This window comes from Sphingomonas sp. 37zxx (assembly GCF_000786205.1).
Taxonomy (GTDB): Bacteria; Pseudomonadota; Alphaproteobacteria; order Sphingomonadales; family Sphingomonadaceae; genus Sphingomonas.
In genome coordinates, this window is record NZ_JROH01000044.1 from 1 (window position 1) to 25,029 (window position 25,029).

General features: G+C 64.2%; 24 protein-coding genes. 4 read left to right on the top strand and 20 right to left on the bottom strand.

The features are described 5' to 3' along the window. Positions 1–192 precede the first annotated feature (192 nt). From QU44_RS13735 to groES, 5 genes are all read right to left on the bottom strand, one after another. Positions 193–888: a GIN domain-containing protein gene (locus QU44_RS13735; protein ID WP_197054331.1), complete on the bottom strand. Its 696-nt coding sequence runs from the start codon at positions 886–888 to the stop codon at positions 193–195. Positions 889–937: 49 nt separating this feature from the next. Then, positions 938–1,600: a GIN domain-containing protein gene (locus QU44_RS13740; RefSeq protein WP_052134861.1), complete on the bottom strand. Its 663-nt coding sequence runs from the start codon at positions 1,598–1,600 to the stop codon at positions 938–940. Between the two features lie 153 nt (positions 1,601–1,753). Further along, the gene (locus QU44_RS13745) at positions 1,754–2,287 is read right to left on the bottom strand and encodes a CarD family transcriptional regulator (protein ID WP_033922936.1); all 534 of its coding nucleotides are present in this window, start codon (positions 2,285–2,287) and stop codon (positions 1,754–1,756) included. A 440-nt stretch (positions 2,288–2,727) separates the two neighbouring features. Continuing rightward, entirely contained in the window at positions 2,728–4,371 is a 1,644-nt protein-coding gene (gene groL / locus QU44_RS13750; RefSeq protein WP_033922937.1) for a chaperonin GroEL, read from the bottom strand. Between the two features lie 70 nt (positions 4,372–4,441). Then, positions 4,442–4,732 carry a co-chaperone GroES gene (groES, locus tag QU44_RS13755; protein WP_033922939.1) on the bottom strand — a complete coding sequence of 97 codons (291 nt, stop codon included), beginning with the start codon at positions 4,730–4,732 and terminating at the stop codon, positions 4,442–4,444. A 233-nt stretch (positions 4,733–4,965) separates the two neighbouring features. Between groES and sppA the strand changes: the two genes are divergently transcribed. Next, on the top strand, positions 4,966–6,852 hold the full coding sequence (gene sppA / locus QU44_RS13760) for a signal peptide peptidase SppA (RefSeq protein ID WP_033922940.1): 1,887 nt from the start codon (positions 4,966–4,968) through the stop codon (positions 6,850–6,852). Positions 6,853–7,052: 200 nt separating this feature from the next. After that, on the top strand, positions 7,053–7,739 hold the full coding sequence (locus QU44_RS13765; RefSeq protein WP_033922941.1) for a DUF2490 domain-containing protein: 687 nt from the start codon (positions 7,053–7,055) through the stop codon (positions 7,737–7,739). Here QU44_RS13765 and QU44_RS13770 read toward each other — a convergent pair whose 3' ends face one another. Continuing rightward, a complete protein-coding gene (locus tag QU44_RS13770) occupies positions 7,740–8,366 on the bottom strand; it encodes a trimeric intracellular cation channel family protein (protein WP_033922943.1) in 627 nt (208 codons plus the stop codon). 107 nt (positions 8,367–8,473) lie between these two features. Between QU44_RS13770 and QU44_RS13775 the strand changes: the two genes are divergently transcribed. After that, the gene (locus tag QU44_RS13775) at positions 8,474–8,920 is read left to right on the top strand and encodes a cupin domain-containing protein (RefSeq protein ID WP_033922965.1); all 447 of its coding nucleotides are present in this window, start codon (positions 8,474–8,476) and stop codon (positions 8,918–8,920) included. Between the two features lie 108 nt (positions 8,921–9,028). Continuing rightward, the gene (locus QU44_RS13780) at positions 9,029–9,724 is read left to right on the top strand and encodes a hypothetical protein (protein ID WP_033922944.1); all 696 of its coding nucleotides are present in this window, start codon (positions 9,029–9,031) and stop codon (positions 9,722–9,724) included. A gap of 109 nt (positions 9,725–9,833) precedes the next feature. Here QU44_RS13780 and lpdA read toward each other — a convergent pair whose 3' ends face one another. The 14 genes from lpdA to sdhD form a co-directional block, all read right to left on the bottom strand. Beyond that, a complete protein-coding gene (gene lpdA / locus QU44_RS13785) occupies positions 9,834–11,234 on the bottom strand; it encodes a dihydrolipoyl dehydrogenase (RefSeq protein ID WP_033922945.1) in 1,401 nt (466 codons plus the stop codon). Positions 11,235–11,280: 46 nt separating this feature from the next. Then, positions 11,281–11,568: a GIY-YIG nuclease family protein gene (locus QU44_RS13790; RefSeq protein WP_033922946.1), complete on the bottom strand. Its 288-nt coding sequence runs from the start codon at positions 11,566–11,568 to the stop codon at positions 11,281–11,283. Positions 11,569–11,638: 70 nt separating this feature from the next. Continuing rightward, on the bottom strand, positions 11,639–12,886 hold the full coding sequence (odhB, locus tag QU44_RS13795; RefSeq protein WP_033922947.1) for a 2-oxoglutarate dehydrogenase complex dihydrolipoyllysine-residue succinyltransferase: 1,248 nt from the start codon (positions 12,884–12,886) through the stop codon (positions 11,639–11,641). Between the two features lie 53 nt (positions 12,887–12,939). Next, positions 12,940–15,915: a 2-oxoglutarate dehydrogenase E1 component gene (locus QU44_RS13800; protein ID WP_033922966.1), complete on the bottom strand. Its 2,976-nt coding sequence runs from the start codon at positions 15,913–15,915 to the stop codon at positions 12,940–12,942. A gap of 189 nt (positions 15,916–16,104) precedes the next feature. Next, complete coding sequence (gene sucD, locus QU44_RS13805; RefSeq protein WP_033922948.1) at positions 16,105–16,989, bottom strand: succinate--CoA ligase subunit alpha; 885 nt, start codon at positions 16,987–16,989, stop codon at positions 16,105–16,107. Between the two features lie 67 nt (positions 16,990–17,056). Continuing rightward, positions 17,057–17,710, bottom strand: coding sequence for a hypothetical protein (locus tag QU44_RS13810; RefSeq protein WP_033922949.1), 654 nt, complete (start codon positions 17,708–17,710; stop codon positions 17,057–17,059). Beyond that, positions 17,707–18,669: a malate dehydrogenase gene (mdh, locus tag QU44_RS13815; RefSeq protein ID WP_033922950.1), complete on the bottom strand. Its 963-nt coding sequence runs from the start codon at positions 18,667–18,669 to the stop codon at positions 17,707–17,709. The genes QU44_RS13810 and mdh overlap by 4 nt, the downstream gene beginning before the upstream one ends. 171 nt (positions 18,670–18,840) lie before the next feature. After that, positions 18,841–19,956 carry a cell division protein ZapE gene (zapE, locus tag QU44_RS13820; RefSeq protein ID WP_033922951.1) on the bottom strand — a complete coding sequence of 372 codons (1,116 nt, stop codon included), beginning with the start codon at positions 19,954–19,956 and terminating at the stop codon, positions 18,841–18,843. Beyond that, the gene (locus QU44_RS13825) at positions 19,953–20,423 is read right to left on the bottom strand and encodes a PaaI family thioesterase (protein ID WP_033922952.1); all 471 of its coding nucleotides are present in this window, start codon (positions 20,421–20,423) and stop codon (positions 19,953–19,955) included. Before QU44_RS13825 ends, zapE begins: the two co-directional genes overlap by 4 nt. A 195-nt stretch (positions 20,424–20,618) precedes the next feature. Further along, positions 20,619–21,404 carry a succinate dehydrogenase iron-sulfur subunit gene (locus QU44_RS13830; protein ID WP_033922953.1) on the bottom strand — a complete coding sequence of 262 codons (786 nt, stop codon included), beginning with the start codon at positions 21,402–21,404 and terminating at the stop codon, positions 20,619–20,621. 119 nt (positions 21,405–21,523) lie between these two features. After that, positions 21,524–22,129 (bottom strand): ATP-dependent Clp protease proteolytic subunit, encoded by a 606-nt coding sequence (locus QU44_RS13835; protein WP_052134862.1) that lies wholly within the window; start codon positions 22,127–22,129, stop codon positions 21,524–21,526. 428 nt (positions 22,130–22,557) lie between these two features. Continuing rightward, positions 22,558–22,806 (bottom strand): DUF1902 domain-containing protein, encoded by a 249-nt coding sequence (locus tag QU44_RS13845; RefSeq protein ID WP_033922955.1) that lies wholly within the window; start codon positions 22,804–22,806, stop codon positions 22,558–22,560. Between the two features lie 30 nt (positions 22,807–22,836). Further along, positions 22,837–24,639: a succinate dehydrogenase flavoprotein subunit gene (gene sdhA / locus QU44_RS13850; RefSeq protein WP_033922956.1), complete on the bottom strand. Its 1,803-nt coding sequence runs from the start codon at positions 24,637–24,639 to the stop codon at positions 22,837–22,839. Next, entirely contained in the window at positions 24,636–25,028 is a 393-nt protein-coding gene (gene sdhD / locus QU44_RS13855) for a succinate dehydrogenase, hydrophobic membrane anchor protein (protein WP_033922957.1), read from the bottom strand. Before sdhD ends, sdhA begins: the two co-directional genes overlap by 4 nt. Between the last annotated feature and the right edge of the window lies 1 nt (position 25,029).

Genomic DNA, 25,029 nt, shown 5'->3' on the forward strand with positions numbered 1-25,029 from the left:
GCCAAGCCCTTTTTCAGCAGCCTGCTAAAGGCTGCAAGCTAGTGAGCGCCGCGGCGGCAACTTTGCGGGAATACGAAGCCGATGACGAGACGACAGAGGGGAACGCCGTATCAAGGGCCAAGTGCCACCGCGACACCCGGACCTATAAGTGGGTGCGCTACCCACGGACCCCCATACGTCTGTTGGTCTGTATCAGCGGCTCGCGGCTTCGCTACCGCAGCGCACGGGGCCGAGACCGGTGATGATGCAGGCCGCTGTGCCCGTTACGGTCACCTGGCCCAGGCCTGCTGCGTTGACGTTGGCCGTTTCGCTTGCCGAAAAGCTGCTTTCGGCGGGGCTTTGCGACACGACGGTCAGGTCGCGCACCGCCAGCCCGCTTGCGTCGATAGGATTGGCTCCGTTCGAGGTGAAACGCGCACGTGCCACGGCCCCGCGAATATCGAGCGACGCTGCCCCGGTAAGGGTCGCTCGAAATTCATCGGCGGTCACGGTGCCGACGCTGAGCGTGCCCGATCCTGACAGATCGATCGCCACTTGCTGCCCGGTCATGCGATCGATCGCCAACCGGCCATTTCCCAATAATGCGGCGCTGCGGATCGCGGGCGCGGTCGCCGTAATTCGCAGCGGCTGGCTGCGGGCATCGGGCCAACCGCCCCAGCCATTCAGGCTTGCGCCGATGACCAGCACTCGGTCCTCGACCCGCACGTTGACCCCCTCGATCGCGCGGGCATCGCCGCTGACGATCGCCTTGGTGGCGCTGCCGGTTCGTATCTCGACATCGAACGGCCCTTCGACCCGGACCGAGTCGTAGCCGGTGACCATGATCCTGCGCTCTTCAGCCTGGGCGATGCCGGGGGCGAGCATCAGGAAAATGGAAGGCAATATCATGCGGATCATCGGTCCAGATCCCACCTGATGCCGCGCCGGTGCAAGCGGATTAGTTGCCCGGCCCGCATTCGATGCTGCCGATGCCGCTTTTGCGGCTGGTGCAAACCGCATTGGGGCCAAGGCTGGCTGAGCCGATTCCCGATACCCACACCTCCGCCGGGCCGTCGACCCGTGCGTCAATATCCCCGATCCCCGATACGCGAACCTTGCCCTGCCGCGCGATCAGTTCACGAGCGCGAATGCTACCCGCACCCGAGACGCTGGCATTCAGGCTGCGCGCGACGCCCGCAACCGCGATGTCGCCCGTGCCCGAAAGGCGCAGCGTGACGTCGCCGCCATCGATTCGCCCGACGGCCAGATCGCCAGCGCCACTGATCGTGCCGACAAAGTCGCCGCTGCCGCGATCCAGGGTCAGCCCGCCCGCACCGCTGACCGAAGCTCCGGTCGCGATCGGCATGGTTACGGTCACGGTGGCTCGCGTATTACGCCCCCATTTCCAATTGGAGCGCTCATTGCGCGAAACCCGAAGCGTGTCGCCCACCACGTCGATTTTCAGCATGTCGATCGCCGCTTGCGGCCCTTGGGCACGCACCGCGAAATCGCCGCCTGTCATGATGCGAACATGGTCGGGGCCGGCCAGATCGACCTTGTCAAACCCGGCCACAGCGAAGCTACGCTCGGCCGATGGGGAAGTGTCGGATTGCCGATTCATGGCGGTGTCGCTGGAGCAAGCGCTCAACACCAAGGCCGCCAATATCACCGTCAAATCCTCAGTCATACCTACCCCCGTCAGCAGCTGTATTGCCTATATAATACAGTTGCTGGCGGGGAAGGCAAGAGAGGGTGCGTGAACGCCGGTTGGCGATCAGGCCTCGGCCTTGTCCTTGTTATAGATCGCGGCGGCTTGGCGAAGCACGTCCAGGATCTTTTCCAGCGCTTTTGGCTCGTCGACTTCTTCCATCGCAGCGAGTTCGCGCGCGAGGCGGCTGGCTGCGGCTTCGAAAATCTGGCGCTCCGAATAGCTCTGCTCGGGCTGGTCATCGGCGCGGAACAGGTCGCGGACGACTTCGGCGATCGACACCAGGTCGCCCGAATTGATCTTGGCCTCATATTCCTGTGCCCGGCGCGACCACATGGTGCGCTTGACCTTGGGCTTGCCCTTGAGCGTTTCCATCGCCTCGCGCAGAGTCTTGTCGCTCGACAATTTCCGCATGCCGACGCTTTCGGCCTTGTTGGTGGGAACGCGCAGCGTCATGCGCTCTTTTTCGAACCGCAGCACGTACAGCTCAAGCTGCATGCCCGCGATCTCCTGCTTTTGCAGTTCGATCACACGGCCAACGCCGTGCTTGGGGTAAACGACATAATCACCGACGTCGAAGAACAGCGCCTTGGCAGCCATTGATACGAAACCTTTCCGTGGACTATCGAACCGGGGGCGATGCGGCTGCAACGGGCGGGTGAGCCACGTGAGCGCGATCGGGTCGATGTGTGTGCGTCTCCGAGAGCGGGGCCGCTTCTAGGCCCCGTTACCGATCGTTTAACACACTCGTAACAAAATTGCCAGCGCGCCGATGGCACCTGATACTGAAACGGGACAAAAAACCGGCCCGGCGGGTAGTTTTTACCCGCTGGTTTGCGCGGCGGCGGTCTTATCGGGCGCTCAGGCTTCAACGGGTCTATACGCGGCACAACATCGCAGGCCCCAACAACAAAGGGCCGGGGAGTAACCCCCGGCCCTTTGCCATTCGTGCTTTGCGGACAGCCGGGTGGGGATGTCCCCGCCGGTCGGGCCGGAGTCCCGACTGCGTGTCGGGAGCGGCGAACCGCTCCCGCGCGCAATCAGAAGTCCATGCCGCCCATGCCGCCCATGCCGCCGCCGCCCATGGGCATTGCCGGCTTGTCTTCTGCCATTTCGCTCACCGCCGCTTCGGTGGTGATCAGCAGCCCGGCGACCGATGCTGCGTTCTGCAGCGCGGTACGCACGACCTTGGTCGGATCGATCACGCCGGCCGTAACCAGGTTCTCGTACGTGTCGGTCGCGGCGTTGAAGCCGAACGACGTGTCGCTCTGGTCGAGCAGCTTGCCCGAAACGACCGCGCCGTCATGGCCCGCATTCGCCGCGATCTGGCGAACCAGCGACGTCAGCGACTTGCGGACGATGTCCACGCCGCGGGTCTGGTCTTCGTTCGCGCCGGTTACGCCCTCAAGTGCCTTGGTGGCATAGAGGAGTGCGGTGCCGCCGCCGGGGACGATGCCTTCTTCAACGGCTGCGCGGGTTGCGTGCAGCGCGTCGTCGACGCGGTCCTTGCGCTCCTTGACTTCGACTTCCGAAGCGCCGCCGACCTTGATGACTGCAACGCCGCCGGCCAGCTTGGCCAGACGCTCTTGCAGCTTCTCGCGGTCATAGTCCGAGGTCGTGACCTCGATCTGCTGACGGATCGCATCGGTGCGGCCCTTGATGGCATCGGCGTCACCCGCGCCATCGACTAGGACAGTGTTGTCCTTGTCGATCGTGACGCGCTTGGCGGTGCCGAGCATGCCGAGCGTTACGGTCTCGAGCTTGATGCCCAGATCTTCCGAGATGACTTCGCCCTTGGTAAGGACCGCGATGTCCTCGAGCATCGCCTTGCGACGATCGCCGAAGCCCGGCGCCTTGACCGCTGCGACCTTCAGGCCGCCGCGAAGCTTGTTGACGACCAGGGTCGCCAGTGCTTCGCCTTCGATGTCCTCTGCGATGATCAGCAGCGGACGACCCGACTGGACGACTGCTTCCAGGATCGGCAGCATCGCCTGCAGGTTCGACAGCTTCTTCTCGTGGATCAGAATGTACGGATCGTTGAGTTCGACCGACATCTTCTCGGGGTTGGTGATGAAGTATGGCGACAGATAGCCGCGGTCGAACTGCATGCCTTCGACGACATCGAGCTCGAATTCGAGACCCTTTGCTTCCTCGACGGTGATCACGCCTTCCTTGCCGACCTTTTCCATGGCTTCGGCGATCTTCTCGCCGACTTCACGGTCGCCATTTGCCGAGATGATCCCGACCTGAGCGATCTCGGCCGAACCCGAGACGGGCTTCGAGCGCGACTGCAGATCCGCGACCACCTTGATGACGGCGAGATCGACGCCGCGCTTCAGGTCCATCGGGTTCATGCCGGCGGCAACCGACTTCATGCCTTCGCGAACGATCGCCTGGGCAAGCACGGTGGCGGTGGTGGTGCCGTCGCCGGCGATGTCGTTGGTCTTCGAAGCGACTTCGCGGACCATCTGCGCGCCCATGTTCTCGAACTTGTCCTTGAGTTCGATTTCCTTGGCGACGGTGACGCCGTCCTTGGTGATGCGCGGCGCGCCGAACGACTTGTCGATCACGACATTGCGGCCCTTTGGCCCCAGCGTTACCTTGACCGCGTCGGCCAGGATGTCGACGCCGCGAAGAATGCGCTCACGGGCGTCGCGGCCGAATTTTACGTCCTTGGATGCCATGATGAGGCTGTCCTTTCAGTTTGAAGTGGATGAAATTGACGACAAGGAAACAATCGGAAGTCTGAAAAAATCAGGCCTCGACGATGCCCAGGATGTCGCTTTCCTTCATGATGAGCAGGTCTTCACCGTTCACCTTGACCTCGGTGCCTGACCATTTGCCGAACAGGATCTTGTCGCCGGTCTTCACCTCGAGCGGGTGGATGTCGCCGGCGTCGTTGCGCGCGCCGGTGCCGGCGGCGACGACTTCACCCTCCTGGGGCTTTTCCTTGGCGGTGTCGGGGATGATGATGCCGCCGGCGGTCTTCTGTTCGGCTTCGACGCGGCGAACGAGAACGCGATCGTGCAAGGGACGAAAGTTCATGTGCGCTTTCCTTTCCTGTGAGGAATAAATCGTTTTAGCACTCGATTGAGTAGAGTGCTAACGGTCATTCATATGTGCTCACCACATGACTTCGTCAACTGCTCGAATGCGGCATTTTGGAGGTTTCGGGCGACAAAAGCGTATTGGTTGCATAATACAGACGTTTACCTGTCCTGCGCCTTGCTCTAGCGCATGATAGGGACGACGAGATGTCGGACGCGGAGGACTGAAACGTGAAGCTGGTACGGGGCGCCTGGAAACTGCTGGTGGGCATCAAGGACGGTCTGGTCCTGCTGGCGATGTTGCTGTTCTTCGGCCTGATTTTCGCGGCCTTGTCGGCGCGGCCCAATGCGGCGGGGATCAGCGACGGCGCGCTCCTGGTCGATCTGAGCGGTACGATCGTCGAACAGCCAGAGGAAAGCGATCCGTTCGCGGCGCTGGCGGGCGGCAGCGTCGCCAAGCAACATCGCCTGCGCGACGTGATCCGCGCGCTCGACACCGCGCAAAGCGATGCGCGGGTGAAGGCGGTCGTGCTCGACATGGACAGCTTTGTCGGCGGTTATCCGGCGGCGATCTCGCAACTGGCCGACGCGGTCGGTCGCGTGCGAAAGAGCGGCAAGCCGGTGCTGGCGTTCGCCACCGGCTATTCGGACGACAGCTATCTGGTGGCGGCCAATGCCAGTGAAATCTGGATGGACCCGTTTGGCGGTACGCTGTTCAGCGGCCCCGGCGGATCGCAGCTTTATTATAAGGGCCTGATCGACAAACTGGGGATCAACGCGCACATCTATCGCGTCGGCACCTATAAAGCGGCGGTCGAGCCGTATACCCGCGCCGACCAGTCGCCCGAGGCACGCGCCGCCAACCAGGCGCTGTACGGCGCGATCTTCAGCCAGTGGCAGGAGGCGGTGCAGAAGGCGCGGCCCAAAGCGCGCGTCGCCGAGTTCGTGACGAAGCCCGATATGCTGGTGACCGCCGCCAATGGTGACATTGCGCGGGCGAACATGACCGCCGGCCTGATCGACAAGCTGGGCGACCGCACGGCCTTCGGCAAGCGCGTCGCCGAGCTGGCGGGTGCCGATGCCAGCAAGCCGATGGGCGATTTCAAGACGATCAAGCTGGCGAACTGGCTGTCCGCCAACCCGCTGCCCACCAGCGGCGATGCGATCGGCGTCATCACCGTTGCGGGCACCATCGTCGACGGCAAGGCCGGACCTGGCACTGCCGCCGGTGACACGATTTCGGAGCTGTTGCTCAAGGGCCTGGCCGAAAAGAACCTGAAGGCGCTGGTGGTCCGCGTCGATTCGCCGGGTGGATCGGTGCTGGCATCGGAGAAGATCCGTCAGGCGATTTTGCAAGCCAAGGCCAAGGGGCTGCCGGTGGTGGTGTCGATGGGCGGGCTCGCCGCGTCGGGCGGGTATTGGGTCTCGACGCCCGGCGATGTGATCTTTGCCGAGCCCAACACGATCACCGGATCGATCGGCATTTTCGGCGTGATCCCGACCTTTGAGAATGCGATCACCAAGATCGGCGTGACCGCCGATGGGGTGGCGACGACTCCGCTGTCGGGCCAGCCCGACATATTCCGCGGCACCAACGCCGCGGTCGACACCATCCTGCAATCGACGATCGAAAATGGCTATCGCCGGTTCCTGACGTTGGTGTCGCAATCGCGCAAATTGCCGGTCGCCCGGGTGAACCAAATCGCGCAGGGGCGGGTGTGGGATGGCGGCACCGCGCGGCAACTGGGGCTGGTCGATCGTTTCGGCAGCCTGCCCGATGCGATTGCCGAGGCGGCGCGATTGGCCAAGCTTGATCCGGTGAAGGTGCGCCCGCTCTATCTGGAGAAGGAGCCGGGCTTCGCGGCACAGTTGGCGGCGATGTTCGCGAAGTCGGGCGAGGACGAAGCCGGCGAGGGCGAAGTCGCGCGTGACGTGTTCGCGCGGATGTCGGCGCGGCAGCGCGGCGTATTCGCACAGGCGATCGGCGACATGCGGATGCTGGCCAAGGGGCCGGCGATGCAGGCACGTTGCCTGGAATGTGCGGGCATGGGGCCTGGGGTCGCCTCGCGAGAGGATGCACGGATCGCGGCGTTCCTGATGGAGCGTGCGCTGCCATAAACGAAGGCCGCGCGAGGATGACCACTTGTGCAGACGAACCCGGCGACGCCGCGGCGATCTATGCACAAGTTGCGATCGGCGGCACTGGGTCATTCGCGATCGGGGTGCGCGGTGCGCGGGGGATGCACGCGCGTGTAAAGATTTAGGCGTCGTGCTGGGCAAAATCCCCCGATCGGACAAAGCGCTGCTAAGAAGCCGCTATGACTCGATCGATTCGCGCTCTCGCCGCTGCCGCCACCCTGCTTGCCCTGGTCCCCGCTACCGCTCATGCCGATGAGGATGGACAGGCATGGGGGGCTGCGGTCGCTCAGGGGACGGTGCGCGGCGATTTGTTCGTCTGGCTGGAGGGGCAGGCCCGGCTGACCGAGGATTTCGGTGGCGGATCGCAGGTGATCCTGCGTCCCGCGATCGGCGCACGGATCGCACCCGACGCGCATGTTTTGGCGGGCTATGCCTATATCCGAACCGAGGGCAGCAACGGCACGGTGACGCGGGAGCATCGTCCATGGCAACAGGTGCAGTTCGCCGCATTGCGCGATGGGCGGGGACGGCCGCTGGTATTGAGCCGCAGCCGGCTGGAGCAGCGGATGATCGAGGGGCGGGGCGAGACCGGCTGGCGGCTGCGGCAGATGGTGCGCGGCCAGGTGCCGATTGCGCAGGGCGGCGCGGTGCAGGCGGTGGTCATCAGCGAGGGGTTCTTCAACCTGAACGACACCAATTGGGGGATGCGTAGCGGTGTCGACCAATGGCGCAATTTCGTCGGGATCGGGCTGCCCGTCGCCGAGCGGGTGCGGGTCGAGCCGGGCTATCTCAACCAGCGTATCTTTCGCCCGGGCGAGGACCGCACCAACCATGTGCTGAGCGCCACGCTATTCTATCGCCTGTAGCTAGCGCTTGCCGCGATAGGAGGGCAGCGCGAGGCGGAAGTGGATCGCGGCTGCCCTGAGCGCGAAGCCAGCGGTCACCGCGACGCCCGAGGCGACGATGCTGGGTGCGCCGAGGGCGACGATCCCGACATAGAGCCCCGCTGCCAACGCGGCGGCGGTGACATAAAGTTCTGGCCGCATCAGGATCGACGGCTCGCCCGCCAGCACGTCGCGGATGATGCCGCCGACACAGGCGGTGATGACCCCCATCAGGATCGCCGGGACCGGCGGTACGCCCAGCCGAAACGCCTTGGCCGCGCCGAACACCGCATAGGCGGCCAGTCCCACCGCATCGAGCCAGTCGAGCGTGTTGCCGCGCCACCAGCGCTCGGGCGTCATCCACACAAGCAACGCCGCGCCGAGGCAGATCGTCGCGAGCAGCGGATCATGCACCCAGAATACCGGCGCACCGATCAACAGATCGCGCACGGTCCCGCCGCCGACCCCGGTGATGAGCGCGAAGAATGCCGCAGTCACGAAGGTCTGCTGCGCGCGCGCCGCGGCGATCGCGCCCGATGCCGCGAAGGTGGCGATCGCGAACCAGTCGAGCCAGGGGAGAAGCGGGGCGATGGGAAGGGCGGGGGGCATCAGGGGGGCGTAGCGGGTCGATGGCGCAGGGGCTAGAGGCGCTGCCGGCGCTTGCCCTCGCCGCGCGGATCGCGGAGGATCGATCGTGCGATACGCTGGAGCAAGCGATGCCTAAACTGACCCTCCACGCCTTTCCGCTCACCAACGCGACGGGCTACCCGCCCGAATATGCCGGGCCGGTGCGTGATCGGTGGTATCGGCGGCTAGGCCCTGCCAGCGGGCTATCGCAATTCGGGGTCAGCCATGTGACGCTGAAGCCGGGCGCGTGCTCGTCACAGCGGCATTGGCATGAAGGCGGGGACGAGTTCGTGGTGATCCTGAGCGGCGAAGCGATACTGATCGACGACGCGGGCGAGCAAGCGATGTGCGTGGGCGATTGCGCCTCGTTCCCGGCGGGGCAGGCGAACGGCCATATGCTGGCCAATCGGGGCATGTCGGATTGTGTCGTCATCGCGGTAGGCACGCCCGGCGAGAGCGACTGCCATTATCCCGACATCGACATGCATCTGGCGGCGGGGCAGGGGTTTCGGCGGAAGGACGGGTCGGCGTTTTAACGCCGCCCGTGCCGACCAAGCGACAATCGCTCGGCGTATCTCTGCTACAGGCCGCGGAAAATCCGCCATATTCGTCGCCAATCGTCACAGTATATCGCGATCGAGGTGATGATGCTCAACTTTTCCAGCCTGCTGATCGTGCTTGCCCTGCAAGCTGCGACGATCCCGCCCGAGAATACACCGCCAGTCGAGCAAGACATCGTTATCGTCGGTGCTACCAAGGAATATCGTCTCACGGCGAAGCAACTTCGGGCCGCTGTAAGGGCGTTTGACAAGAGCCGGCCCGCGTTCGCGCCGCAAAGCAGATTGTGGTTCGAGGTTTCAGTGGCCAAAGGCGGTTCGCTGGAGGGCGTCGAGCTGGCGCTGGTAAACGGTATAACGCGCGTGCCCCTGACTATCGGTCCCGATCGGCGTTTCATCTTCCCCGTCCTGGATGGCGATGATTGGCGACTGGTCAGCACCAAGCCCGGCGTTCCGCTTCGGATCCGCCCCTGGGTGGTTTCGCCGGGAACGACGATCAACGATATCCGGCTGGGTGATCTCAGCGTACAATGCCGGGTCGGATGGGCGATCGCGCGGCAATCGACGTCGTTCATCGTCGAAGGGATGTTCGACGTACTTGGTGGCTGCAGCAGTTCGCGGCTGGGTATCTATTGGGATTTTGCACGGCCCATCGCCAGCGCGACGATCGAGGAGGGCGATAAGCGGGCACCCATCGCTATCTTGCAGGGCAATAAACTGCGCCTGCCGACCTATCTCAAGGACTACACATCCGAAGCACGAGTGCGGATCGCGTTTCAATAGGGGCTGTTTGCCCCTGATCGAATGAAGCGACACCGGCTGGAAAGCAGGTGCCGCCAGCGCCGCCGATATGCCTCGGCGGCTGGCTGGCGGCAGTGCCGGGCAGGTGCAATCAAATGTGAATCGGCTTACCCTGTACCGCCATCGCGGCTTCTTTCAGTGCTTCGGCGTGGGTCGGATGCGCGTGGCAGGTCAGGGCGATGTCTTCGGAGGTTGCGCCGAATTCCATCGCCTGCGCCGCCTGCGCGATCATCGTGCCGGCGAGCGACGAGATGATGTGAACGCCAAGCACGCGGTCGGTCTTGGCGTCGGCGATCACCTTGACGAAGCCGTCGGTGTCGCGGTTGGTCTTGGCGCGGCTGTTGGCAGCGAAGGGGAATTTGCCGACCTTGATCTCGCCATGCTTGCGCGCGGCTTCCTCGGTCAGGCCGACGCCGGCGATTTCGGGCATGGTGTAGACCACGCTTGGGATCACGTCGTGGTTGATGATGCCGGTGTTGCCCGCGATATTCTCGGCCACCGCGACGCCTTCATCCTCGGCCTTGTGCGCGAGCATCAGGCCGGGAACGCAATCGCCGATCGCCCAGACGCCGTCGACCTTGGTCGAGAAGTCGTGGTTGATCTCGATCTGGCCGCGCTGGTTCACCTCGAGCCCGATCTTGTCGAGCCCGAGCTTGTCGGTGTTGGGGCGACGGCCGATCGAGACCAGCACCGCGTCGGCCTGGATCGCCGTCGCTTCGCCGCCGGCGGCGGGTTCGGTGGTGACGGTCGCCTTGCCGCCCTCGACGGTGACGCCGGTGACCTTGGTCGAGGTCTTCAGCTCGAAGCCCTGCTTCTTGAAGATCTTGGCCGATTCCTTGCGGATTTCCTCGTCAAAGCCGGGGAGGATCTGGTCGACATATTCGACCACGGTGACCCTGGCACCCAGGCGCAGCCAGACGCTGCCAAGCTCTAGGCCGATGACGCCGCCGCCGATCACCACCAGATGCTCGGGCACTTTGGGAAGCGCGAGCGCGCCGGTTGAATCGACGATGATGCCTGCGTCATTATCGACCTCGACGCCGGGGAGCGGGGTGACCGATGAGCCGGTGGCGATGACGATGTCGCGCGCGGTGATCGTGCGGTCGCCGACGCGGACGGTCGAGCTGTCCTCGAACGTCGCATAGCCCTTGATCCACTCGACCTTGTTCTTCTTGAACAGGAAGGCGATGCCGCCGGTCAGCTCGCCGACCGCCTTGGCCTTTTCGGCGTGCATCTGGTCGAGGTTGAGCTTCACGCCCTGGATTTCGACCCCGAATTTGGTGAGCGCGCCGTGGCTGGCTTCGGCGAACAGTTCGGATGCGTGGAGCATCGCCTTTGACGGGATGCAGCCGACGTTGAGGCAGGTGCCGCCCAGCGTCTCGCGCCCCTCGACACATGCGGTGCGAAGCCCAAGCTGCGCCGCACGGATCGCCGCGACATAGCCGCCGGGGCCGGAACCGATCACCAGAACGTCGAAGTCGTATTCAGCCATGGCCAAACCTTTTTATCGTGCTCCGGCGCAGGCCGGAGCGTTGGCGTTATGCGATGTCGTCGAAAAGGTCGCGCCAATCGGCGTTCTTCTCTTCGATCAACCGCAGCTTCCACGCGCGTTTCCACTTTTTCATGCGATATTCGTGGGCACGCGCGTTCTGGAGGTCGTCGTGATATTCGTACCAGACCAGCAGTATGCAATCCTTGTCGTCCGAATGTCCGGCAATAAGTCGATTACGATGCTGGAACGCGCGCTGTACCAGATTGCTGGTGACCCCCAGATAGGTCTGCCCGCGCCGGTGATTGGCCATGAGGTACACATAGCCAGGCTTCATGCGCGATTACCCAGGGCTCCGGCCTTCGCCGGAGCACAGCGGGCGATCGCGCCACTCAGCCATTATCGCCTCAAAGGTCGATCAAGATGCGCGTCGGATCCTCGATCGCATTTTTCAGCGCGACGAGGAACGTGACTGCTTCGCGGCCGTCGATCAGGCGGTGATCGTAGCTGAGCGCCAGATACATCATCGGGCGCACCACGACCTGGCCGTCGCGGACGACGGGGCGATCCTCGATGCGGTGGAGGCCGAGCACTGCCGATTGCGGCGGGTTGATGATCGGGGTCGACATCAGCGAACCGAACACGCCGCCGTTCGAGATGGTGAAGGTGCCGCCGCGCATCTCGTCCATCTTGAGCGTGCCGTCCTTGGCGCGCTTGCCGAAATCGCCGATCGTCTTTTCGACCTGTGCGACGCTCATCTTGTCGGCGTCGCGGATCACGGGCACGACCAAGCCCTGCGGAGCCGAGACCGCGACCGAGATGTCGGCATAATCATGATAGACGATCTCGTCGCCGTCGATCTGGCCGTTGACGCTGGGCACGTCCTTGAGCGCCATGCAGGCGGCCTTCACGAAGAAGCCCATGAAGCCGAGCTTCACGCCATGCTTCTTCTCGAACAGCTCCTTATACTTCGTGCGCGCTTCGATGACCGCGGTCATATCCACGTCGTTGAAGGTGGTGAGCAGCGCGGCGGTGTCCTGCGCTTCCTTCAGCCGCTTGGCGATGGTCTGGCGCAGGCGGGTCATGCGGACTCGCTCCTGCGGGCGATCGCCACCGGCGGTTGCGGGGGCTGCGGCAGGTGCAGGGGCTGCGGCGGGGGCAGGGGCCGGCGCTGCGGCCTTGCCCGATGCGGCGGCGGTGACGTCTTCGCGGGTGATTCGACCGTCCTTGCCCGAACCCTTCACCGTCGCGGGATCGACACCATGTTCGAGGATCGCACGGCGAACCGACGGTGACAGCGCGGCGGCATCGAGCCGGGCGGGGGCTTCTGTCGGCGCGGGTGCCGCCGCTGGCCGGGGTGCGGCAACGGGGGCGGCGGGAGCGGCAGCGGCAGCCCTTGGCACCGCAGCGGCACCGTCACCGGCGTCGATCGAGCCGATCACCGCGCCGACATTCACCGTGTCGCCGGCATTGACGCTGTGCGCGCCCATCACGCCGGCGGCGGGTGCGTTGACCTCGACCGAGACCTTGTCGGTTTCGAGGCTGGCGACGGGCTCATCGGCGGCGACGGCGTCGCCGGGCTGCTTGAGCCATTCGCCCAGAGTCGCTTCGGTGATCGATTCACCCAAGATCGGCACGAGGATTTCGGTAGCCATCAGTCTTCCTTTCGCGACCCCGCAACCGCGGGGCGTGAGAATAGTCAAATCGTTCAGCCGGCAGCCTTGCCAGCGGTGCGTTCGTCTTCGGTCTTGCGCGCGCGGCGGATTTCCTCGCGCACATTATGACCAAGCGCATCGGCTACCAACGCGCCTTGCTCGGCCTGGTGCCGCTTCATCAACCCGGTGGCGGGCGATGCCGCCGCGCTGCGACCGGCATAGCGCGGACGCGCTGGCGCGCCGGCGACCTGGCCCAGGCATTCCTCGATAAACGGCTCGACAAAGAACCATGCGCCCATATTCTTGGGCTCTTCCTGTGCCCACACCACCTCTTCGAGGTTGGTCATGCGCTCGAGCCGCTTGACCAGCGGCTCGCCGGGGAAGGGGTAGATCTGTTCGAGGCGGACGATCGCGGTGTTCTTGTCGCCCGCCGCGTCGCGTGCTTCGATCAGGTCATAGGCGACCTTGCCGGTGCAGAGCACCAGGCGCTTCACATCGGCATCGGCTGGCGGCGTGGGGTCCGACAGGATCCGCATGAAGTGGCTCGCACCCTGGAAATCCGACGCCTTCGACACCGCCATCTTGTGCCGCAGCAGCGATTTGGGGGTCATTACCACCAAAGGCTTGCGGAAATTGCGGTGCATCTGGCGGCGTAGCAGGTGGAAATAATTTGCGGGCGTCGTGCAATTGGCGACCTGCATATTATCCTGCGCGCACATTTGCAGGAAGCGTTCGGGACGCGCCGACGAATGCTCAGGCCCTTGCCCTTCATAGCCGTGCGGCAACAACATCACCAGGCCGTTGGCGCGAAGCCACTTGGCCTCGCCCGAGGCGATGAACTGATCGATCATGATCTGCGCGCCGTTCATGAAGTCGCCGAACTGCGCCTCCCACAACACCAATGTCTTGGGGTCGGCGAGTGCGAAGCCATATTCGAAGCCGAGGACGCCATATTCGCTAAGCGGCGAATCGAGCACCTCGAAGCGGCCATGCGGAATGTCCTTGAGCGGAATGTAGCGATGCTCGTCGGTCTGATCGACCCACACCGCATGCCGCTGGCTGAAGGTGCCGCGCCCCGAATCCTGGCCCGACAAGCGGACGCCATAGCCCTCTGACAGCAGCGATCCGAAGGCGAGTGCCTCGCCGGTCGCCCAGTCGAAATTCTCGCCCGCCTTGAACATGCCGCGCTTGGCATCGAGCACCCGCGCCAGCGTCTTGTGGATCTCCAGCCCCTCGGGGACGTCGGTGAGCGTGCGGCCCAGCGAATCGAACAATTTGGGTTCGATCCCGGTTTGGGTGTTGCGCCGCGAGCTTTCCTCTTCGGCGGGCATGTGCAGCCCCGACCAGCGACCGGCGAACCAATCGACCTTGTTGGGCTTGTAGCTCTTGGCAGCCTCGAACGATTCTTCAAGTTCGGCGGTGATATCGGCGACCTTGGCGGGAACGAACTGGTCGTCGATCACGCCTTCGCTCACCAGGCGCTTGGCATAGACTTCGCTGACCGGCGGGTGCTGCTTGATCTTGGCGTACATCAGCGGTTGGGTGAAGCTCGGCTCGTCGCCCTCGTTATGGCCGAAGCGGCGATAGCACCACATGTCGATGACGATGTCGCGCTTGAACGCCTGACGGAACTCGATCGCCATCTTGCACGCGAAGGTGACTGCTTCGGGATCGTCGCCATTGACGTGGAACACCGGTGCCTGAACGCCCTTGGCAACGTCCGACGGATAGGGCGACGAACGCGCGAATTGCGGACTGGTGGTGAAGCCGACCTGGTTGTTGATGACGAAGTGCAGGCAGCCTCCAGTATTGTAGCCGCGAATGCCGGAGAAGCCGAGGCATTCCCACACGATACCCTGGCCAGCGAAGGCCGCGTCGCCGTGGATCAGCACCGGCAGCACGCTTTCATGCTTTTCCAGATCATGGCGGAAGGTCTGTTGCGCGCGCACCTTGCCGAGCACGACGGGGTTCACCGCTTCGAGATGCGAGGGGTTGGCGACCAGCGACATATGAACGTTGACGCCGTCAAACTCGCGATCGGTCGAGGTGCCGAGGTGATATTTCACATCGCCCGATCCGCCAACCTCGTCGGGATTGGCCGAGCCGCCCGAAAATTCGTGGAAGATCACGCGGGTCGGCTTCGCCATCACGTTGGCGAGCACGTTCAGCCGACCGCGATGCGCCATGCCATAGACGATCTCGCGCACGCCCATCGCGCCGCCATACTTGATGATTGATTCAAGTGCCGGAATCATCGCTTCGCCGCCGTCGAGGCCGAAGCGCTTGGTGCCGACATACTTGCGGCCCAGGAATTTCTCCCACTGTTCGGCCTGAACGACCTTGCTGAGGATCGCCTTCTTGCCCTCGGGGCTGAATTCGATCGCCTTGTCGCGGCCTTCCATGCGCTCCTGGAGGAAGCGGCGCTCCTCGACATCGGCGATGTGCATATATTCGAGGCCGACATTGCCGCAGTAATTCTTGCGCAGCGTGTCGACGATCTCGCGGATCGTGGCGCTCTGCATGCCCAGCGCGCCGCCCAGGAACACCGGACGGTCGATCTCGTCATCGCTAAATCCGTGATATTCGGTGCGAAGATCGGCGGGCATTTCGTGCTTGGCGATGCCCAGCGGGTCGAGCTTGGCAGCGAGATGGCCGCGCACGCGATACGTGCGGATCAGCATCATCGCGCGGATCGAATCATTCGCGGCGCGCTGGATGTCGGCAGCCGAAGCTGCGGGCGCGGCAGCGGCGGCTGGCTTGGGCGCGGGGGCACCGCCCTTGGCTGGCTTTGGCTCGACCTGCATCTGCGTCGGATCGAGCGCTGCGGTTAGCGAATCGGTGTCCTTGGGCGGCCAATTGCTGCGCGCCCAGCTAGGGCCGGTCGCGGTGGATTCGAGCCCTTCGAAAAAGGCGCGCCAGCCGCGTTCGATCGAGCCGGCATCGGCCTTGTAGCGCGCGTACATCGCATCGACGAACGCGGGGCTGACGCCGCCTGCGATCTCGCTGAAATCCTGACCTTCGTAACCCATTTCATCCACCTCTTTCTCTCCCCCGTTATAGGGGGAGAGAGCTGAGAAAAGCTGGTCCGCGCCTTTGCGGGCCTGGTCTTGGCTGGGGGGAGGGGTGCGGTTGTGACCGCGACCCCTCTCCAACCTGCGCTAGGCAGCAGGCTGCCAAGCTTCGGTATCCCTCTCCCGCCGGCGGGAGAAGGATCGGCTTCAGCGCTTGAGCACTTCGGCCAGCGTCGAGCCGAGTTCGCTGGGGCTCGCCGCGACCTTGATGCCGGCGGCTTCCATCGCCGCGATCTTGTCTTCGGCGCCGCCCTGGCCGCCCGAGACGATTGCCCCGGCATGGCCCATGCGGCGACCCGGAGGCGCGGTGCGGCCCGCGATGAAGCCTGCCATCGGCTTGCTGCGGCCGCGCTTGGCTTCGTCACGCAGGAATTGCGCGGCTTCTTCTTCAGCCGATCCGCCGATCTCGCCGATCATGATGATCGACTTGGTTTCGTCATCGGCCAGGAACATCTCGAGCACGTCGATGAAGTTGGTGCCGTTGACCGGATCGCCGCCGATGCCGACTGCGGTGGTCTGGCCCAGCCCTGCATTGGTGGTCTGGAACACCGCCTCATAGGTGAGCGTGCCCGAGCGCGAGACGACGCCGACGCTGCCCTTGGAGAAGATGCTGCCCGGCATGATGCCGATCTTGCACTCGCCCGGCGTCAGCACGCCGGGGCAGTTCGGGCCGATCAACCGCGACTTCGAACCCGACAGCGCGCGCTTGACCTTGACCATGTCGAGCACCGGGATGCCCTCGGTGATCGTGACGATCAGTGGGACTTCGGCATCAATCGCCTCGAGGATCGAATCGGCGGCGAAGGGGGGCGGGACATAGATCACGCTGGCGGTCGCGCCGGTGCGGGCGACGGCCTCGGCGACGGTGTCGAACACCGGCAGGTCGATATGCGTCGTGCCGCCCTTACCGGGGGTGACGCCGCCGACCATCTGCGTGCCATAGGCAAGCGCCTGCTGGGTGTGGAAGGTGCCGGTTTCGCCGGTCATCCCCTGGGTGATGACCTTGGTGTTTCTGTCGACGAGAATGCTCAAGGGTAGGTTTCCTTTGATACAGCGGAAGAACGGGCAGCGCCGGGGCGCGTGGGCGAAAGAGAGAATATCATGCGCCGATCACCTGATCGGCCTTGAGCGCGATGCCTGCCACCTGCGGCACCCCGAGCATCGGGCTGGCGGTGGCGATGTGCGAAAGCTGGAAGCTGTCCTGGCCCTTGGCCATGCCGGGTTCCCAGCTGGCGAGCGCGAGTGCCGGTTGATCGAGCGATTGCACCGGCGGGCGACCGAGCCATGCGGTGACGGTTTCGGGTGCGATCCGGCGCGGTTCGTCAGCGTCGTAGAGGCGGCAGCCATTGACGGTAAGGCTTTCCACGGTGACGCCCGACAACACCAGATATAGCCGCTCACCCGCGATTTCGCGCGCGAACACCGAGGAGGGCCGCATCGTGCCGCCGCCTTTCTTGACGAAATCGGCGGCGGCGGTTTCGCTGAAGCGAAGCAGCGGCCCGAGCGGCGTGGCGGATGGATCGGCGAGCTTCGTCCAGCCGGCGGCGGTCGCCCGGCGTTCGGTGCCAGCCAGATCGCGCAGGTTCGAGCAAGTGGCGCGGAAGGCATCGAGCACGGGCATGGCCGGATAAGCAGCGTCGGCTGCCGCCACGCCCTGCGCGCTCGCCGCGCCCAGGGGGCGGAGCGAGCCAGCGGCCAGCACCATCACGATCGCAGCCGCGCCGCCGAAGCGGCGCGACGTCGATACGGTCAAGCGAGCGCGGGTTCGATGCCCTTGCATGCGACGACCAGCTCCTTCACGGCTTCGACAGACACGTCGAAATTGGCGCGTGCGGTTTCGTTGAGTTCGATTTCGACGATGCGCTCGACGCCATTGGCACCGATCACGATCGGCACGCCGACATAGAGATTGTCGACGCCATATTGGCCGGTGAGGTGCGCGGCGCAGGGCAGCAGGCGCTTCTTGTCCTTCAGGAAGCTCTCGGCCATCGCGATCGCCGACGAGGCGGGCGCGTAATAGGCGCTGCCGGTCTTGAGCAGGCCGACGATTTCGCCGCCGCCCGAGCGCGTGCGCTGGACGATCGCATCGATCCGCTCCTGCGTCGACCAGCCCATCTTGATGAGGTCGGGGATCGGGATACCCGCGACGGTCGAATATTCGATCACCGGCACCATCGTGTCGCCATGGCCACCAAGCACGAAGGCGGTGACGTCCTGTACCGACACGTCGAATTCTTCGGCGAGGAAATGCTGGAAGCGTGCGCTGTCGAGGACGCCGGCCATGCCGACGACCTTCTGGTGCGGCAGGCCGCTGAATTCGCGCAGCGCCCACACCATCGCGTCGAGCGGGTTGGTGATGCAGATGACGAAGCTGTTGGGCGCGTGCGCGGCGATGCCTTCGCCGACCGCCTTCATTACGCCGAGATTGGTCTTGAGCAGATCGTCGCGGCTCATGCCTGGCTTGCGCGCGATGCCGGCGGTGACGATGCAGACATCGGCGTCGGCGATGTCCTCGTAGGAATTCGCGCCCTTGAGCTTGGAGTCGAAGCCTTCGACCGGGCTGGACTGCGACAGGTCGAGCGCCTTGCCCTGCGGCAGCCCCTCGGCGACGTCGAACAGGACGATGTCGCCCAGTTCCTTCATGGCGGCGAGATGGGCGAGTGTACCGCCGATCATGCCGGCGCCAATCAGCGCGATCTTTTTCCGAGCCATCAGGGTCTCCCTCGTCCGTCTGTCAGATGCGCGACATCGCCAGAGCGATGCCGCATCGGATTTTCGCCTACCGGGTTTGCACTGGCGGGGCAACCGCCAAAACAGGGGGAATACGGCTTTCTTTGCACTTGCGAATGATGTGCAATAGATCGTTGGCAGCGTTAGTGATGGTCATTCAGCGGCACCGTGACCCAGCGCCATATACGCTTCGGAGCGCATTTCGTTCAGGCGGCTGGCGGTGCGCTCGAATTCGAATGCGCCGTCGCCTTTGGTATACAGCTCGTCGGGTTCGGCGTCGGCACCGGCGAGCAATTTGACCTTCAGTTCGTACAGCGCGTCGATCAGGGTGACGAAGCGCGCCGCTTCGTTGCGGTTCTCCGGGCCGAGGCGCGGGATGCCGACGATGAACACCGTGTGGAATTTACGGGCGATTGCGAGGTAGTCGGCCGCACCGCGCGCTTCGCCGCAGAGCCGTTTGAAGCTGAACACCGCGACGCCCTTCAGGCATTTGGGGACCTGCATCGTGCGGGTGTCGCCGATCTCGACTTCGCAGGTCGGCACGTTGGCGCGATCCTCGACCGGATAGTCGGTGAGGCGAAAAAAGGCGGCTGACAGCGCCTGAGTCGTCTGGGTGCCATTGGGGGTGAGCCAGGTATCCATCCGCCCCAGCCGATCGCGGCGATAGTCGGTCGGGCCGTTGAGCGGGCGGACGTCCATGCGCGATTCGATCAGGTCGATGAACGGCAGGAAATGCTCGCGGTTCAGGCCGTCCTTATAGAGATCGCTTGGGGGGCGGTTCGACGTGGCGACGACGGTGAGGCCGCGCTCCATCATCGCGGTGAACAGCCGTGAGAGCACCATCGCATCGGCCGAATTGTTGATCACCATCTCGTCGAATGCGAGCAGGCGGGTCTCGCCGACCATCGCCTCGGCCACCGGGGCGATCGGATCGCCGCTTTCCTTGGCGCGCTCGGCATGGAGGCGGGCATGCACCTCCTGCATGAAGGCGTGAAAATGGACCCGGCGTTTGCGGCGGACGGAAACACTATTGTAGAACAGGTCCATCAGCATCGATTTGCCGCGCCCGACGCCGCCCCATAGATACACGCCCTTGGGCGGTTCGGGCGGGCGGCCGAGCATCCGCCACAACAGGCTGCCCCGCTTCGGCGTGGCGGCGAGTTCGGTGGCGAGGGTATCGAGCCGCGCGGCGGCGGCGGCCTGATCGGGGTCGGCCTGCAATTCCCCGGCGGCGATCAGCGCTTCATAGGCGGCAAGCACTTGGGTCATGCGCGGATACTGCCCTTGCGCGCGGTGCAGGCGAAGCTGGCGATTGTGGTCCAGTCACCCTCTGCCCCTTGCACCACCAGCCCGCGCACGAAGAACAGCCGGCCGGTTTCGCTCAGCATTTCGACATGCGCCTCGATCGGGCGGTCGGCATCGGCACCGGCGATGAACTGGGTGGACAAGTCGACGGTCGAGGCACCGCCTTCGCCCATCACCCCGAATGCGCGTGCCGCGGCAAAGACCGCCACGTCGATGAAGCCAAGCAACGCACCGCCATGAACATGATCGCGCAGGTTCGAATGGCGACGCTTGGGGACCATGCGGACCCGTGCGATCGGTCCATCGATCCGGGCCGATACCGGCGCGAGCGTGGCGTTGAAGCGGGTGTCGTCGACCATTTCCCAGCGGTGCCAGCCGGGCAGATCGGGATCGTCGAAATAGCGGAAATGCGAGGCGGGGGAGTCGGCCAATCGGTGTCCGTTCGTGCGCGGCGGGGTTGCGGCGTGGCGAGCGGAATAGCGGGTAGGGCGCGGCGGGCCAAGTAGGGGCGTTCCGGGGGTGCTACCCCGTCATGCCGGACCTGATCCGGCATCCATGCGACGCGGCTGGATCAGGTGGATCGTTTGGGGGAGGCGGATAGCATGGCGCACCCGCCCCCCAGCGCATCATACGATGCGTTCGGCTTCCATCTTCTTGATCTCGGCGATCGCCTTGGCGGGGTTCAGACCCTTGGGGCAGACGTTCGCGCAGTTCATGATCGTGTGGCAGCGATACAGGCGGAAGGGGTCTTCCAACTCATCAAGCCGCTCGCCGGTCATCTCGTCGCGGCTGTCGGCGAGCCAGCGATAGGCCTGAAGCAGGATCGCCGGCCCCAGGAACTTGTCGCTGTTCCACCAATAGCTGGGGCACGCGGTCGAGCAGCAGGCGCACAGGATGCACTCGTACAGCCCGTCGAGCTTGCTGCGGTCCTCAGGCGACTGGAGCCGTTCCTTGCCCGAGGGCGGCGGAGTGACGGTTTGCAGCCACGGCTTGATCGACGAATATTGCGCGTAGAAATGGGTGAAATCGGGGACCAAGTCCTTGATCACGTCCATGTGCGGCAGCGGCGTGATGCGGATATCGCCCTTCACATCCTCGATCGCCTTGGTGCAGGCCAACGTGTTGGTGCCGTCGATGTTCATCGAGCAGGACCCGCAAATACCCTCGCGGCACGAACGGCGGAAGGTGAGGCTGGGGTCTGCCTCTGCCTTCACCTTGATCAGTGCGTCGAGCACCATCGGGCCGCAATCGTCGAGATCGACTTCGAACGTGTCGTAGCGCGGGTTCTGGCCCGAGTCGGGGTCATAACGATAGATTTTGAGCTTCTTCACCCGCTTTGCGTCGGCAGCGGCTTTGTGGACCTTGCCTTCCTTCTTGATGACGCTGTTCTTGGGCAGGGTAAAAGTGGCCATGATCGCTCTCGTTCCTCGGTTCCCGACGAAGTGGGGTGTAGCCATCCTCGTTCAAGCTTGCGGGTCAGATACATGACCGGCCGACATACGCAAATACCGCATGTCGGCCCTGCGGGCGATCATATCACGTCGAGCACGAGCCCCAGATCGCGCGCTTCATCGGCCTCGATGTACCAGTTTTCGGGGGCGCGCTTGACCAGATCCTCGATCGGCACCTTCGATCCCTCGACGATCGCGCGAAAGCCCTCTTCCTCGATCAGGATCGAATGTTCGATCTCGTGCAGATTGGCCTTGAGCGTGGCGATACAGGTCTTGAGCGGGCCGGCGACCTCGATCGTCTTGTTCATGATCCGCTCGTGGATCATGATCCGGGTGCCGCGCGTCAGGAAGCGCTTGTCGACCGGGAAGGCGGCCATGAAGGTGGCCCCCGCCGAATAGACCGCGACCTTGCCCAGGAACAGGAACTCGCGGCCTTCGAATTCGCGGAGCAGCCGGATGTCGTCGCCCATCAGCCGCGCGACTTCGGGATCGCCGCCCAGCGTGGAGATGGTGATGACGGTGGCAGTATCCCTGGGCGCATTGGCCAGCCCGTCACGGAAGCGCGCGTACATGTCGTGATCGACCGGGCCGCTGAGCGAAATATGGGGGCTGGCGAGCAGCGGGTAGTCGTGAATGGCGGCGCGGCGCGAATTGTCTTGTGTCGTGGATTGAGCTTGGTCGGACATGGGGTCCACTTTGCAGTCTGGCAGCGATGGCGTGGGAAAGGACGCGACAGCGCACCTCTCGCGCGCGGTTGCGGGGAAATGGCCGTGTCGGTGGCGCGGTGTACAGGCTGGCGTCAGTTGTCCGACGTCCACCGCGTCCCGAACCGCGTGTGGGGCGGATGGTTCCGCGGGGGCGGGGCGAAATGCCCAGCAGACGGGGACGCAAACCGCACGAGATACGGAGTATCTCAGATTTTTGTCTTGATGCCGGCCTGCTTCAATATCGCGTTTGCGGTGTGGCGTGACATGATCTTGCCATCTACCACGATCGAGGGAGATTGATCGGCGCATTGCCAGATTTCGTGATCGCCTTTCCCGGCGCGCAACCGGGGATAGCCATGCTCGCGGAGCAATTGCTTTACGCGATCGGAATAGCCCTACACCATCAATCAGGCGGCGACGGCGAAATCGCGTTCGTGATGTGCGACGATACGGATGCTGTGCGGCCCCGAAAGGCGGGCGGTATCGGCAATTAGCGCCGCATTTACATCGAGCAGATCGGGCAACATCTGCCCAATCTTCTCGGCCAGTGTCTCCAGCGTTTCTGCGTCGGCGGCGATGCCGGGGATGTCCGAATCGGATACATACCAGACCCTGGCTTCGGGGTCATATTCCGCACGGACCATCCACACGGTCATCGCCTCGTCCTTTGGTTTAGCCTCTGGGGATCAATATACCCGCTTCTTCGGCTTGATATACTCGATGTCGTCGGTGAGCGTATATTCATGCACCGGACGATATTCGATCGCGGTCTTGCCGTCCTTGCCGCCCCAGCCGTCGAAGCTGGCAACGGTGTGCTTCATCCATTCGGCGTCGTGCCGATCGGGGAAGTCCTCGTGCATGTGCGCGCCGCGGCTTTCCTTGCGGTTGAGCGCCGATCGGATCGTCACCAGCGCCTGGCCCATCAGATTGTCGAGCTCGAGCGTTTCGACCAGATCGGTGTTCCAGATCAGCGAGCGATCGGTGACGCTGACGTCCTGCAACCCGGCATAGATGGCGTCCATCTTGGCGACGCCCTCGGCCATCAGTTCGTCGGTGCGGAAGACGGCGGCGTGGCGTTGCATCGTCTTTTGCATGTCCGAGCGAAGCTTCGCGGTGGGGGTGCTGCCCTTGGCGTTGCGGAAATGATCGAGGCGGCTGAGCGACAGGTCCGCCGAATCCTTGGGCAAGGCGTTGTGCGGGGTGCCGGGCTTGAGCGTTTCCTTGATCCGCAGGCCAGTCGCGCGACCGAACACCACCAGATCGATCAGGCTGTTCGAGCCAAGGCGGTTGGCACCGTGGACCGACACGCAGGCTGCCTCACCGACGGCATACAGGCCGGGGACGACCGAATCGGGGTTGCCGTCCTTGGGACGCACGACTTCGCCGTGATAATTGGTCGGGATGCCGCCCATATTGTAATGAACGGTCGGGACCACCGGCAGCGGCTGGCGCGTGAGGTCGACACCGGCGAAGATCTTGCCCGTCTCGGTAATGCCGGGCAGCCGTTCGGCAAGCACGGCGGGGTCGATATGGTCGAGATGGAGGAAGATGTGATCGCCCTCCTTGCCGACGCCGCGCCCTTCGCGGATTTCCATCGCCATCGACCGCGACACGACGTCGCGCGAGGCCAGATCCTTGGCTGATGGGGCATAGCGTTCCATGAAACGCTCACCCTCGGAGTTGGTGAGGTAACCGCCTTCACCGCGCGCGCCCTCGGTGATCAGCACGCCGGCACCGTAGATGCCGGTGGGGTGGAACTGAACGAACTCCATGTCCTGCAGCGGCAGGCCGGCGCGAAGCACCATCGCGTTGCCGTCGCCGGTGCAGGTGTGCGCCGAAGTGGCCGACTGGTACACGCGGCCATAGCCGCCGGTTGCCAGCACGACCGAATGCGAGCGGAAACGATGGATGCTGCCGTCGTCCATGCACAGCGCGATCACGCCGCGGCAAACGCCGTCTTCCATGATCAGGTCGAGCGCGAAATATTCGATGAAGAAGTCGGCGTCGTACTTCAGGCTTTGCTGGTACAGCGCGTGGAGCATCGCGTGGCCGGTACGGTCGGCGGCGGCGCAGGTGCGCTGTGCGGGCGGGCCTTCGCCCATATTCTGCATCATGCCGCCGAACGGGCGCTGATAAATCTTGCCCTCGGCCGTGCGGCTGAACGGCACACCGGCATGCTCAAGCTCGTACACCGCCTGCGGTGCTTCGCGGCACAGATATTCGATCGCGTCCTGATCGCCCAGCCAGTCCGACCCCTTGACGGTGTCGTACATGTGCCAGGTCCAGTGATCGGGCCCCATATTACCGAGCGACGCGGCGATGCCGCCCTGCGCCGCGACGGTGTGGCTGCGCGTCGGGAAAACCTTGGTGATGCAGGCGGTCTTCAGCCCCGCCTCGGCAATGCCCATCGTGGCGCGCAGGCCCGATCCGCCCGCGCCGACGACGACGGCGTCATAGGTATGATCGATAATCTTATAGGCTTCGGTCATGCGGAAACTGCTCCGGCGGCGAACGCCAGCTTGAGGATCGAGAAGATCGCGATCGCCCCTGTGCCGATCGTGAAGAAGTTCAACAGCAGCATCAGCACCACGCGCGTTTCGGCGTGGCTGTAATCCTCGATCACCACCTGAAGGCCCAGGCGGAAATGATAGAAGACGCTGAGGACCAGCAACGCCATCGGGATCGCGGCCCAGGGTGAGCCGAGCCACGCCGAAACCGTTGCATGGTCAAGCTGAGGTAGTAGCGCGAGCGACACGATGAACCACAGCATTAGGGCCAGATTGCTGCCCGCCGTAACCCGCTGATGCCACCAATGGTGGGTGCCTTCTTTGGCGGAGCCAAGGCCCCGGACGCGACCGATGCTCGTTCCCGATGCCATC